The following is a 12,807-nucleotide window of genomic DNA, read 5'->3' on the forward strand; positions in this document are numbered from 1 at the left end:
TCAGTAAATAATGGCGCTGCGCATGTCAACGCCATTATTATTTATTACATCGTCGTTTTTATTTCTCCTCAGCGCCTTCAGTATCTGCAGGAACGGCGTTAATTGTCACAGTCACTGGTTTCATTTCATACCCTCCATATGTCAAAGAGTTGAATGTGAATGTGTATGTACCTGGCTTGTTGGTACTAAATGTACGCGTGATTTTCCCGCTCGCGAAATGGTCATTTTTCGACGGCAGGAACTGATAATCCGCCTCTGTCACCCCTTCCGGAGCCTCAATGTCGACCCACATGGTTCCTCCTACGGGGTTGACACCCGACATCAGAGTAACCGTCAGTGTTGCAGTAGTCTTCCCGTCCGCCACCAAAGAATCTACACGCTCTGGAGATGCAGCGAGCACCGCGTTTTTATCATCCGCGACGAATTTAGATTCGGCAGTTTTCGTCGATTCCTGACCGTCGGCCTGTTCCACTTTCGCCGTGAGTGTATATGTCGCTGCGACAGTGGTCGTGGCGGTGAAAATAGCCTGCCCTTGCTCATTCGTTGTCGCCGTCCCATTGGGAGTCAGAACTAAATTTTCCGGGCTGGCAGTCAGCGTCACTTCGCTATCTTTCAGCAGGTTGTTATTGGCATCAGTCACCGTAACTTTATACGTCTGTTTGGTTTTGCCGTCCGCCACTGCACGGTTGCCAATCACCTCAATACTGGAGATGGTCGCCGTAGTGTTATCGGCCACAAACGTTACAGACTGCGCATTCGAAGGCTGGTCATTTCCTGCTGACGCCGTGATCTCATAGGTTCCTGCAGTCACGGAAACCACTTTCAGTTCCGCTTTACCCTCCTTGTCGGCGTTCACCATGATATTACCGTCTGCAAGCGGTTTGACGCCCCGAGGCAGATTAAAGACGACCACAGCGCCAGGAAGAAGGTTGCCGTATTGATCCTTAACCGTTGCCGTCAGCGTAAAGGCATCTTTGCCGTTTGCCACTTTTTGAGCAGCGGCGTCTACCTCCAGGCTCGCCTGACCGGTACTGAAATCCGCCTTGAATTTCACCTTGACCGTCTTCTGAGAGTTTTTCACCGAGGCCTCGATCTCAAGTTCCCCTGCAACCGTTGACATAAGCTCAATGTCCACTTTCCCTGCCGCATTGGTTGTTACTGTATTCCCCGTCTTGCTGGTCACACCCTGCGGTAAAGTCAGCGTAACTTCTTGCCCCTGCAACGGGTTACCATAGCTGTCCACGACGGTCAGGGTTATCTGGTTAGCAGACTGTCCATTAGCCAGTTGGTTATTAACCTTCACTGTCATATCACGAATCTCAGCCTTAGATGCGTCACCTGCAACATTCAGCACCAGTGGCTGAGCAACGGCATTTTGGCCGTTCACTCGCGGCATCACAGACAACTGACCCGCGGCAGATCCCAGCGTTAAGGTCGACACGTAGACCCCATTACCTTTCTCTGTCCAGTTTCCTGCTGAAGGACGCTCACTCCCCGTGCTGGCGGCACCACTAAACACTGGTGCATCTGGCTTCAGCCCGGTGACCGGATTCCCGTACGCATCCTTCACGGTGAAGGTGAGTTCCGTCGTCGTTTTAACCGTTGGAGTTTTATTGTCCGCAACAAGCGTAGAGTTCGCTGATGACATCTCTCCGGCAATAACAGTCAGCTGCGCGGCTTCGGTGGCTGCAGGCTGGCCGTTGAAGAGCGGCATGACACGAAGCTCGCCCGTCTTTCCGCCTGTAGTTAACGTAGCAACATAGGAACCGTCACCTTTTTCGGTCCAACTGGAAACGGTCGCCCCTTCAGAGGCGGTCCCCGTCAAACTTGCCGACAACGAAAGACCACTGATAGCGTTGCCATGCGCATCTTTCGCCACCAGCGTTACGGTTGTGCTTTCACCGGCTTTTACGTGATCTTCTGCGACAGAGACTTTCGACTGGTTTGAAGATAATGCATCAGCCACCACGGTTACTTTTGCCGCATTTGCTGCCGCGTCCTGCCCATTGAGCTTCGGCATAACGTCTAATTCACCCGCAGTAGTGCCGAGAGAAATCTGCGCAGTCCAGGTCCCGTCGCCATTATCCGTCCAGCCTGATGCCGTAGAACCAGCAGCAGCTGCGCCCGATAATGACGGTGCATCCGGATTGAGGCTGGTCACAGGGTTGTCATTAGCATCTTTTGCCGTCCAGATTGCCGTAACTGTACCGCCAACCACCGGTTTATCAGGATTCAGTGTGATGGACGAATGTGCTGCATCAAGCGGCCCGGCAACAAACTTCAGCGTTTGTTGTAATGTGCCCAGCTGATACTGCTCGCTGAAGGCACGCACAACAACGTTTCCGGCACGGGTCGAAGAAACCGTGGCGCTGTAACCCCCTGGTTTTATTTCCGAAATGGCACCAACGGTTACACCATTAGTGTCTTGCGGAACAAGTCGCAGGCGGCTGGCTTCTCCCGTCACCGGATTACCCTCGGAGTCCACCGCTGTCAGTGTCAGCGTGTAGGCTTGCTGACCATCAGCAACCACATCACCTGACGGCTCGTTAGCGCTCAGGGTGGAGTTTGCCACATCCATCATCGTGGCCCGCAGTTCTGCAGTGACAGTTTTGCTCATGTCATCAACGCTAACAGTAATCGTTGCCTCACCTGACTGCGTTCCGGTAGTAAAGACAGACTGATACACCCCTGCTTCAGTTTCGGTGAACTCACCCAGTGTTGGCTTTGCCTGTGATTTAGTGGCCTTCAGGGTACGAGTCACAATATTTCCAGCCGGTTTGAAGGTTAGTTCAGTCTTGATCTGATCTTTCATGCCCGTGACTGGCTGGCCCTCGGCGTCGCGCAGAGACAGCACCAGCGGCTTTTGCTCATTACCGTTAGCAAGCATTTGAATACGGCTCTGACCGTCAAGCGTTAACGCCGTACGATCGGCGCTCATACCAGCTCCGCTAATAACCACTTCTGTCTGCACACGTTTCGAGGCATTGCCTTTGTTATCGTAGGCAATCGCTGAAATCGCATAATAATTGTCTTTGCCTGCCTGATAAGCCGGGAGCGTCACTTGCCACTGATTGCCCTGCCCCGTAATTTTTCCGCCTGCGGCCAGCAAAGACGGCGCTTCCCATTGCACATTTTTCAGACCGTGAGTTGCTTTGCTGACCACAAGCCCCAGGGAAACCGTCTGGCCGCCCTTGCCTTCAATACGCTCAGGCAGAGCAATACGGATCACTTCAGATTTGCGATACTCAAGAACGATATTGTTATTACGCTCAACCAGGTCATAGCGGCTGCCTGCCAGCATTCGACGCTCGCGAATGCTGTCTGTATCGAGTTGTTTTTCCAGAGGTTCGCCAATCCGATAATTAACTTCCAGGCCAAAGCGAGTGTCATTCTCACCACTCTTGCCCTGCTTATGCCCGGCACTCAGGGTCAGAAGAGGCACTGGCGTGTAATTCACTTCAGCGGTAATCGCATGTGGATCTTTCTGGCGTTTATCTTTACCAAACAGCCCGACTTCATCGCCATAATACTGTTCATACATCAGGCTTGCGCCAAGCTGCGGCCAGGCAGGTAAATAGCCCTCAGCACGAATATCCCAGCCATTCGCCGGGCGTTCCTGATAATCCTCAACATCCGGCGATGTTTTCCAGCCAGAAGCCCGGATATAACCATTGGCGCTCAGTTTCAAATAATCACGCCAGTATTCCGCACCAACACCAATGCGGGTATGACTACGGGATAAATCATGATCGATAAAAGTATTCACCCCCGCCATCCAGTCATTTTCTGAAAAATGACGCCAGCCAAAACCAATATTTGACTGAGTACGATCGTCGGTACGATGTATTGCCCCCTGAGTGAACAACATATTTGTCGGTGTATCATAAATCGGATAAAGCATTTCCAGCGAAGAGTCCTTCAGCGAGAAATTTTTATCGACATTCAGTTTGACGCGCGCAGTACCGTATTTCCCGAGCCACTCCTGAATTTCCTGGTTAGCTTTAGCGGTGGCCATTCCGGTAATAAAGTTACGTGTCGCATCGCTATCTGGCTGACTGCTTAAAAATGTCCCGGCATTAGCGGCAAGCGACGCGACATTTTTCTCCACGTTATTATCAGCAGTTACCGTAGTATTTTCCATGCTCAACCGTGGCTGAACCGCATGCTGCGCACGTGCTGCCATTACTGGCGTAAAGGTGACAGCGAGTGGAAAAAGAACCTGAACAGAGATATTTGCCCACGCCACGCAGCGGGCCAGAACTGAATAACGAAATCGTGGCTGTTTATTGTCTGTTTTATAACGTGACATTGAGATAATTTCCTGATGAACGAATTAACGAACATAGGCAGACACAAATAATGGCGTCTGCTTGTCAGAAAAACCGGGGATTTCCCGGTTTCCTTTTCCACAGAAAAGGAAATACCTTTATGTAAGAAAGTACACCGCCACCTAATATATCCAGTGTCTGTAGCCACTCATCAGGTGGTTGGGCGCGGGATTATATTTTTATTTATGGGTAAAAATTTAGCTTTTTGTGCAAGTCATTAAATAGATACTTAAGTTATATTTCTTACTCTGCGGGCAGTGAATAATTCATTATTCAGAGTGAATAATAATGACCCGTCTTTAATTAACTGCTATTGGGAGTACGTCGAAGTAAGTATATACGCCGGGATAAACCAATATATTTTTTATGGACATTCATTTTTATTCATCGGACTGTAAATTCCGGGGATATCGAACTTGCACGACTAATCTCAACCCTCAAACAGATTTATGAATTTTGTTCATAACCCCTGACAAATCCTGCCGTCTAATCGAGCTCTTCCCTTTACGTTATGCTTCTCATGAACGATAACGGAAGGATAACACCATGCAAAAAGTAAAACTGAACAACGGTATTGAAATGCCCCTGTTGGGCTTTGGTGTATTTCAGATGACCGATGCCGCCGAATGCGAAAGAGCGGTCATTGACGCTATTAACAGCGGTTATCGACTGATTGACACCGCCGCCTCTTATCAAAATGAAATCCAGGTCGGGAACGCACTGAAACAAAGCGGTATCGCCCGTAACGAACTCTTTGTCACCACGAAACTCTGGTTGCAGGATACCAGTTACGAAGGGGCCAAAGCCCAGTTCGAACGCTCTCTGAATCGACTGCAACTTGATTACGTTGACCTGTACTTGATTCACCAGCCATATGGCGATGTCCACGGAGCCTGGCGTGCCATGGAAGAGCTGCAACAGGCCGGTAAAATTCGCGCTATTGGCGTCAGTAACTTCCATCCTGACCGACTGGCAGACCTTATCGCTTTTAATAACGTCGTTCCGGCGGTAAACCAGGTTGAAGTTAACCCTTTCAATCAGCAGCTACAGGCCGTTCCCTGGATGCAAAGTCGTGGCATTCAGCCAGAAGCCTGGGCACCGTTTGCGGAAGGGAAAAATGGTCTGTTCCAGCATCCTGTTCTCTCGGCAATTGGCGAGAAGTATGGCAAAAGCGTGGGCCAGGTAGTTCTGCGCTGGATCTACCAACGAGGCATTGTTTCACTGGCAAAATCAGTGCGAAAAGAACGCATGGAAGAGAACATCAACATTCTCGATTTTGAACTCAGCCCTGAAGATATGCTGCAAATTACCGCCCTGGATACCGCAACCAGCGCGTTCTTCTCTCACCGCGATCCCGCAATGGTGGAATGGCTGACTGGCCGCAAACTTGATGTTTAAGCCGCGATAAAAGAGGTATTCATTCAATGCAAAAACGTTATCTGGGTAAATCCGGACTCGAAGTCTCCGCCCTTGGGCTCGGTTGCATGGGCTTAAGCCACGGCTACGGCCCGGCGACCGATACCCGTCAGGCTATCGAACTTATTCGTGCTGCGGTTGAACGTGGCGTCACCTTCTTCGATACCGCCGAAGTGTATGGTCCGTATCTGAATGAAGAAGTGGTCGGCGAAGCCTTAAAACCGTTTCGTGACCGCGTGGTAATTGCCACTAAATTCGGTTTTACCTTCGGCAATGATAATAAGCAGCAGATTTTAAACAGCCGTCCGGAACATATCCGTGAAGCCGTTGAAGGATCATTACGTCGTCTGAAAACAGATGTTATTGACCTGCTGTATCAACACCGTGTTGATCCAGATGTTCCTATTGAAGATGTTGCAGGAACGGTGAAAGACCTCATCGCAGAAGGTAAGGTCAAACATTTCGGCCTGTCTGAAGCAGGAGCACAAACCATTCGTCGTGCACATGCGGTACAACCTGTCACCGCCCTGCAAAGCGAATATTCCATGTGGTGGCGTGAGCCTGAACAGGAAATTCTGCCGTTGCTTGAGGAACTGGGAATTGGTTTTGTCCCCTTCAGCCCACTAGGTAAAGGTTTCCTGACAGGGGCGATTAAGCCGGGAACCACTTTCGGCAAAGATGATTACCGCAGCACCGTACCGCGTTTCGCAGCACAAGCCATTGAAGCCAATGAAAAACTGGTCACCTTGTTAGGTGAACTGGCTGCGGAGAAAGGGGTAACGTCTGCACAAATCGCACTGGCATGGCTATTAGCACAAAAGCCGTGGATTGTTCCCATCCCTGGCACCACTAAACTGCACCGGCTGGAAGAAAACCTGGCCGCTGCTGACATTGTTCTTTCGCAGAAAGATACGCAGCAGATAAGCGAGGCGCTGGAAACAATTAAAATCGTCGGTGAACGTTACTCGCCTGAACATCAGGCACGCGTAGGCCGCTAATACCCAAACGGGTCCAGGATAAAGGACCCGTTATTCGGTGTAGCGAAGCGCATCGATCAACAACGCAAAAGCTGGCGGATGCTGCTTGCGGCTGGGGTAGTAAAGATAATACCCAGGAAAAGTTGGACACCACTCCTGTAACACCTGAATAAGCTTGCCTGACTCTATATACTCCTGAACCATGTCTTCAGGGACACAAGCGATCCCAAACCCTGATAACGCGGCATCAATTCTTTCTGGCAATGGACTACACGTCAGTTGCCCATCAACCTTAACGCGAAGCGGTTTCCCTTCTCGCTCGAACTCCCAGTGGTAAAGCCCACCGGCAGTTGGCAAACGCATGTTGATGCAGCGATGATTTTGTAGCTCGTGAGGCGTTTCAGGCGCAGGGTTTGCAGCAAAATACGCCGGAGCTCCCACCACAGCCATCCGCATATCTGGTCCAATCCTGACTGCAACCATATCTTTATCAACATTTTCACCCAGTCGTATCCCGGCATCAAAACGGCCTTCAACAATATCGACAAAACCGTTATCCACCACCAGTTCGACATTGATTTCGGGATACTCTCTGAGAAAAGGTTTTAGCTTCGGCCAGACCAGACTTCGCGCGGCATGTTCCCCGGCAGATAACCGAATATTCCCGGAGGGCGTGCCGTTCAATTGAATAAGTGATTCCAGTTCCTGTTCAAGCTCGTCAATACGCGGTTCAAGGCAGGCAATGATTCTCTCCCCCGCTTCTGTGGGAGCCACACTGCGGGTAGTCCGTGTCAGGAGGCGGATATTGAGCCTTTCCTCCAGAGCCTTCATTGCATGGCTAAGTGCAGACTGAGAGACGCCGAGTTTGCCCGCTGCTTTGGTAAAACTTCGCTCTCTTGCCACCACAAGAAAGATTTGCAGTTCGTTGAAGTTTTCTTTGAGCATTGGCGATTTCCTTGTAGAAGCATCCTCTTCACAGACACTCATGAAGGGGGGCATAGATGCTATTATTTTAACCACATTATTAGTAACAATGATAATCTGGCTGTATCGAAAATAATTCTAAACTTTCAGGAGATTTATTATGAATAAACGTATCCTCACGATTGCGCCATTCTTCTTACCGATATTCTGACACACATCATTAACTTTCTATTTTTACTCTTTTCTCCACCATAAAATCAATAAAAGCACGAACTTTAGAGGGCATTCTCACCCGTGATGAAACATATATATAAAATCCAGGAAATGAAACGGCCCAATCCTCAAGAATCGGCTGTAACTTGCCCGCATTGATATGTTCAGCGATTGCAAAATCCAGATGTTGAATGATACCCGTTCCATTCAGCGCCATTCGTATCATGCTTTCGTCATCATTAGAAATATACTTACCTGACACCTCTATTTCGAACTCTTCATTACCCCCCACAACATTCGAAAACTCCCATGCTGAGAGTGCACCGCTACTTTTATGCCGCAACCGAAGACAATTATGGTTACTCAATTCCTGAGGAGTTTCAGGAATACCGTGTTCTTTTAAATAATCTGGCGATGCCACAGTAACCAGTTTAATAAGCGGAGAAACAGGAACGGCAGTCATATGCTCATCCAGTCCTTGCTCAAGACGTATGCCCACATCACAGCCGTCCGCAATAATGTTAGATAAACCGTCATCCATAATGAGTTCTATCTTTGTTTTAGGGTAACGAGTAAGAAACTCGCCAATATGAGGCTCAACAAGCATCCTTGCTGCAACACGGGAGGAATTTATTCTCAACAGTCCTGTAGGTTCAAGTTGGGTATCACCGACATCTTTCAACGCATCATCAATTTGCCCCAAAGCCGACACCAGCACTTCATACAGATGCTGTCCTTCCTCAGTAAGCGACATATTGCGGGTCGTACGGTATATCAGCTTGGTGTTAAGACGTTCCTCAAGAGATTTTAAATTCTGGGACAATGCGGCCCGCGTAATACCCATTTCAGAGGCTGCTCTGGAAAAACTGCCGGCACGAACAATCAGCGCAAACCAGGCAAGAGAAGGCAAAATTGAAGGCTCTATTTTCATCATTGTAAACCTTAACTTAACACTGTGATAGATATTAGACCATTGATGATAACCAATACAAGTCATACTATTACGCCGTTCGCGATATGAACACGAATGCCAGTTGCGGATAATAGAAATGATATTTAAATCTGTTTAGGCAAATCCCTGGAGCTTGAAATGAAAACTGTTTCGATAAAACACACTTACTGGGATATAGCTGCTGATATCTATTTCCCTGACGATTTTAATAGTGAAAAAAAGTATCCTGCCATTATCAGTGCCCATCCAATTGGAAGCTGCAAAGAACAGACATCGGGTAGTGTGTATGGTGCCGCCCTGGCAAAAGCTGGCTTTATCGTCATTGCTTTTGATGCCAGTTTTCAGGGAAGCAGCGGTGGAGAACCGCGTTATCTGGAAGATCCAACAATGCGAGTAAAAGACTTCAGCATTGTCGTTGATTACCTTACCACCTTACCTTACGTTGATGCCGGGCGTATTGGTGTACTGGGTATTTGTGGTGGAGGTGGATATGCCATTAATGCCGCAATGACAGAACGTCGGATTAAAGCCATTGGTACTGTCACGGGTGCAAACTACGGGCGTCTTATGCGTGAGGGATTTACAGCGTTTAATCCTATCGGAGCACTCGAAGCAATGGCGCAACAAAGAACAGACGAAGCTAACGGCGCAAAACTTCGCGTAGATGATTTGCTCCCTTCTTCTCCGGAAGCAGCTCTTGAAGCGGGATTAACAGAAATAGACCTTTTTGAAGCAACAGAATATTATCGTTCGCCACGAGGCTGTGCGCCTAATGGGGTAAATCGTTCGCTATTTTCACATCAGACTGTTGCCGTAGGCTGGGATGCTTTTCATCTTGCAGAAGTCCTGTTAACTCAACCACTAATGGTTGTAGTGGGCGATAGAGTGGGCGCTTTTGGTGCCTATCGTGACGGCTGCGAAATTATTGGTCGTGCAGCCTCAAAACATAAAGAACTGGTCGTGGTTGAAGGTTATTCACATTACGACCTGTATGATAAGCCAGAACCTGTGAAACAGGCGCTCGATAAATTAATTCCTTTTTACAAAACACATTTGTAATAACCTTGCAGGGAGATTCATTATCTCCCTGACATTTATCCTTTATTGACTACACGACAATAATAAAATTACTCAAAAAGAATTCTATTAAAGGAAAAAAGCATCAAAAAGTAGCAACTCAACTTATTAAGATTATACGCATTAAAATCAGATAAACATTTGAGGTATTGTTATGACAAATAAACACCCATCATTGTTTTCTCCTTTTATGCTGACAGAAAAAATAAAGCTACGTAATCGTATCGTTATGGCTCCTATGACAACCTGGTCAGCTAATCCTGATGGAACCATCTCTGAGCAAGAACTCGAATTTTATAAACGTCGCTCACAAAATGTTGGTTTAGTAATAACAGGATGTACCTATGTCACGCCAAGCGGCATTGGGTTTACTCATGAATTTGCCGCGTATGACGACCGTTTCATTAACAGCCTTGAAAAGTTAGCAGCTGCAGCCAAAAGTGGCGGTGCTCCGGCTATTTTGCAGATTTTCCACGCCGGTAATAAAGCCATCCCGGAGCTTGTGCCAAATAACGATGTTATTAGTGCCAGCGCATCAAGCGTAAAATCTGGTGACTTTATGAAGAGAGTGGTACAAAGCAGGGAAATGACTGAAAACGAAATTCAGGAAACCATTAGAGCATTCGGAGATGTCACAAAAAGGGCGATTAAAGCAGGTTTTGATGGCGTTGAACTTCATGGTGCGCACGGATTCCTTCTGCAGAATTTCTTCTCCCCTCTATTTAACCAGCGTAATGACCGATGGGGAGGAGATCTTGAAGGACGTATGCGCTTCCCGCTGGCCGTATTACAGGAAGTAAAAAATGTAGTCTATGAATATGCGACAAAGCCCTTTGCTATCGGTTACAGAATATCTCCTGAAGAATCTGTAACAGGGGGGCTGCGGATAGAGGATACTTATAAACTCCTTGATCGACTCATTTCATCCGGTATTTCGTATATACATACCTCGCTGGTCAGTATTAACGATAGCTACCCTGTTGAGTCGCCAAATGGCCCCCGAACTATTGAATTGATTTTAAATCATATTGCAGGCAGAGTGCCGGTAATCGCCGCAGGTAAAATACGCACACCGTCTCAGGCTCAAGAAGCAATTTCCGCTGGCCTGCCACTTGTTGCGATCGGTAAAGGGCTGGTGATAAATCCAGAATGGGTGACTTTAGCTGAATCAGGTAGAAGTCATGAAATTCAAACAGCCCTTAATCCACAACGCGTTCCTGAATTAACCATTCCGGATAAACTATGGGATCAAATTCAGGCATCGAAAGGAACTGGCTGGTTTCCGTTAATGGATTAAATATTGATTACTCTCCCGAGAGTAAAACTATCAAATCAATGAGTAACCGATACAGCCTCGCAAATTCTTTCAGATAATTAACCCGTCACTGCGGCACGTTCTCTCGCAAGGCGTGCCTGCAGTGTAATCCAGTATATATCCGGCATAGTTGACGGTTTAATAGACTCAATTCCTCTCCCTGGTTACCTACAACAATATCTTGTATAACACCCCAGGAGATACGACGTTACGATGAGATGCGATATGCTCCTCAGCGCCAATCAACGCCAGGACTGGGCCAGTCTTGAGATCAGACTCATTCCCGTAACTGATTTCAGGCGACATATATCAATGACGTTGGGGCAATAAAAGATAGCCGATGTAATACATCTATTCAAATTTGTGATACATGTCAAAAAATTGGTTGACCAAACTCGTTATTTATATAAGGGCACTTACGAAGTGCACTCTTTTTTAAAGCGAGGAAGTACCAATGAAAGAGAATAAAGTACAGCAAATCAGTCATAAACTGATTAATATCGTTGTTTTTGTCGCAATTGTAGAATACGCCTATTTATTTCTCCATTTCTATTAATAACGGCAATGAACTGTTCACTTCAGTGATATTTAAAATATGCATCCTCTCCCTTTTTTGTAAGTAATTATTATATCCGTGGGAGAGGAATACACATTGTCAGGTAATCAATCATGCTGCAATAAATCATCGACCAGTAAAGTGGAGATAGCCTCCATTCTCGAAAAATCCATACTCTCAGCGAAACCATCATCAATCACTCATCCAGGCGTTTATGGGAGCGTCGCCAATGGCTGCTAACAATGCCAGACTTCCCCGTTGCGGAAATTCCACATCCCACAAATAGTCACAGTGATTGGGTGTTGAAATGATCCGGATGAGCATGTATCTTTACGGTTATGTTATAACATAACAGGTAAAAATGATGAAACCCAATATCCATCCTGAGTATCGTACTGTGGTGTTCCACGACACCAGCGTTGATGAGTACTTTAAAATCGGCTCGACTATCAAAACAGACCGTGAGATTGAGCTGGATGGCGTAACGTATCCGTACGTAACAATTGATGTCTCTTCGAAATCGCACCCGTTCTATACAGGGAAGCTGAGAACAGTGGCATCAGAAGGAAATGTTGCACGGTTCACCCAACGTTTTGGTCGTTTTGTTAGCACGAAAAAGGGGGCATGATGAAAGTCCTTAACTCTCTGCGTACCGCAAAAGAACGCCATCCAGACTGTCAGATTGTGAAGCGAAAAGGACGGCTGTATGTGATTTGTAAATCTAATCCACGTTTTAAGGCCGTTCAGGGTCGTAAGAAAAAACGTTGATTTAAAATTCGACGAATTAACGATATTTGTCTGATTAATAATCAGACCGGATTAATGTTGGTGTATTTATTACACCAGCATTAATTTTCCTGGGGATGTATCTTCCTGTTCATTTAAGGTCAACTGCCTGACGTTTCTCTCCGAATATTCCATTATATTAATGTTGACTTGTTGACCAGCTGCGCCCTGTATGCTGGCATCAACTCTATTTTAGACTGAACACGCCACTCAGTTTCCTCCCTTTGCGACGCAGCCTGCATTTACACTCAAACTGTTAAGAT

The 12,807-nt window shown here is 47.1% G+C and carries 10 protein-coding genes and 1 pseudogene; 7 read left to right on the plus strand and 4 right to left on the minus strand.

The features are described 5' to 3' along the window. Positions 1–58 precede the first annotated feature (58 nt). On the minus strand, positions 59–4,309 hold the full coding sequence (gene fdeC, locus C4F37_RS20750) for an inverse autotransporter adhesin FdeC (RefSeq protein WP_001773851.1): 4,251 nt from the start codon (positions 4,307–4,309) through the stop codon (positions 59–61). A 565-nt stretch (positions 4,310–4,874) separates the two neighbouring features. Between fdeC and C4F37_RS20755 the strand changes: the two genes are divergently transcribed. Then, on the plus strand, positions 4,875–5,726 hold the full coding sequence (locus C4F37_RS20755) for an aldo/keto reductase (RefSeq protein WP_001538337.1): 852 nt from the start codon (positions 4,875–4,877) through the stop codon (positions 5,724–5,726). Positions 5,727–5,752: 26 nt separating this feature from the next. Next, the gene (locus C4F37_RS20760; protein WP_001172293.1) at positions 5,753–6,742 is read left to right on the plus strand and encodes an aldo/keto reductase; all 990 of its coding nucleotides are present in this window, start codon (positions 5,753–5,755) and stop codon (positions 6,740–6,742) included. Between the two features lie 30 nt (positions 6,743–6,772). Here the strand turns inward: C4F37_RS20760 and C4F37_RS20765 are convergent, their stop codons facing one another. Together C4F37_RS20765 and C4F37_RS20770 are read right to left on the minus strand one after the other, a co-directional pair. Continuing rightward, a complete protein-coding gene (locus tag C4F37_RS20765) occupies positions 6,773–7,666 on the minus strand; it encodes a LysR family transcriptional regulator (RefSeq protein ID WP_000910711.1) in 894 nt (297 codons plus the stop codon). A 199-nt stretch (positions 7,667–7,865) separates the two neighbouring features. Further along, positions 7,866–8,792 carry a LysR family transcriptional regulator gene (locus C4F37_RS20770; RefSeq protein ID WP_001304867.1) on the minus strand — a complete coding sequence of 309 codons (927 nt, stop codon included), beginning with the start codon at positions 8,790–8,792 and terminating at the stop codon, positions 7,866–7,868. Between the two features lie 156 nt (positions 8,793–8,948). Here C4F37_RS20770 and C4F37_RS20775 point away from each other — a divergent pair, with 156 nt between their 5' ends. The 5 genes from C4F37_RS20775 to ykgO all read left to right on the plus strand — a co-directional run bounded on the left by C4F37_RS20775 (position 8,949) and on the right by ykgO (position 12,526). Next, positions 8,949–9,869 (plus strand): alpha/beta hydrolase, encoded by a 921-nt coding sequence (locus tag C4F37_RS20775; RefSeq protein ID WP_000860032.1) that lies wholly within the window; start codon positions 8,949–8,951, stop codon positions 9,867–9,869. A gap of 172 nt (positions 9,870–10,041) precedes the next feature. Next, positions 10,042–11,184, plus strand: coding sequence for an NADH-dependent flavin oxidoreductase (locus tag C4F37_RS20780; RefSeq protein WP_000182341.1), 1,143 nt, complete (start codon positions 10,042–10,044; stop codon positions 11,182–11,184). A 472-nt stretch (positions 11,185–11,656) separates the two neighbouring features. Further along, entirely contained in the window at positions 11,657–11,758 is a 102-nt protein-coding gene (gene ykgR / locus C4F37_RS20785) for a small membrane protein YkgR (protein ID WP_000662258.1), read from the plus strand. Between the two features lie 364 nt (positions 11,759–12,122). Then, entirely contained in the window at positions 12,123–12,386 is a 264-nt protein-coding gene (locus C4F37_RS20795; protein WP_000803998.1) for a type B 50S ribosomal protein L31, read from the plus strand. Continuing rightward, positions 12,386–12,526, plus strand: a complete 141-nt coding sequence (gene ykgO / locus C4F37_RS20800; protein ID WP_000866436.1) for a type B 50S ribosomal protein L36 — start codon at positions 12,386–12,388, stop codon at positions 12,524–12,526. The genes C4F37_RS20795 and ykgO overlap by 1 nt, the downstream gene beginning before the upstream one ends. Before the next feature lie 34 nt (positions 12,527–12,560). Here the strand turns inward: ykgO and ykgL are convergent. Further along, positions 12,561–12,786: pseudogene (gene ykgL, locus C4F37_RS20805) on the minus strand (protein YkgL). Between the last annotated feature and the right edge of the window lie 21 nt (positions 12,787–12,807).

The organism is Escherichia sp. R1, from assembly GCF_003000935.1.
Taxonomy (GTDB): Bacteria; Pseudomonadota; Gammaproteobacteria; order Enterobacterales; family Enterobacteriaceae; genus Escherichia; species Escherichia coli.

Coding starts and splice junctions, on each gene's coding strand:
- fdeC (WP_001773851.1), bottom strand. CDS start 4,309: ATGTCACGTTATAAAACAGACAATAAACAGCCACGATTTCGTTATTCA.
- C4F37_RS20780 (WP_000182341.1), top strand. CDS start 10,042: ATGACAAATAAACACCCATCATTGTTTTCTCCTTTTATGCTGACAGAA.
- C4F37_RS20775 (WP_000860032.1), top strand. CDS start 8,949: ATGAAAACTGTTTCGATAAAACACACTTACTGGGATATAGCTGCTGAT.
- C4F37_RS20770 (WP_001304867.1), bottom strand. CDS start 8,792: ATGATGAAAATAGAGCCTTCAATTTTGCCTTCTCTTGCCTGGTTTGCG.
- C4F37_RS20795 (WP_000803998.1), top strand. CDS start 12,123: ATGAAACCCAATATCCATCCTGAGTATCGTACTGTGGTGTTCCACGAC.
- C4F37_RS20765 (WP_000910711.1), bottom strand. CDS start 7,666: ATGCTCAAAGAAAACTTCAACGAACTGCAAATCTTTCTTGTGGTGGCA.
- C4F37_RS20755 (WP_001538337.1), top strand. CDS start 4,875: ATGCAAAAAGTAAAACTGAACAACGGTATTGAAATGCCCCTGTTGGGC.
- C4F37_RS20760 (WP_001172293.1), top strand. CDS start 5,753: ATGCAAAAACGTTATCTGGGTAAATCCGGACTCGAAGTCTCCGCCCTT.
- ykgR (WP_000662258.1), top strand. CDS start 11,657: ATGAAAGAGAATAAAGTACAGCAAATCAGTCATAAACTGATTAATATC.
- ykgO (WP_000866436.1), top strand. CDS start 12,386: ATGAAAGTCCTTAACTCTCTGCGTACCGCAAAAGAACGCCATCCAGAC.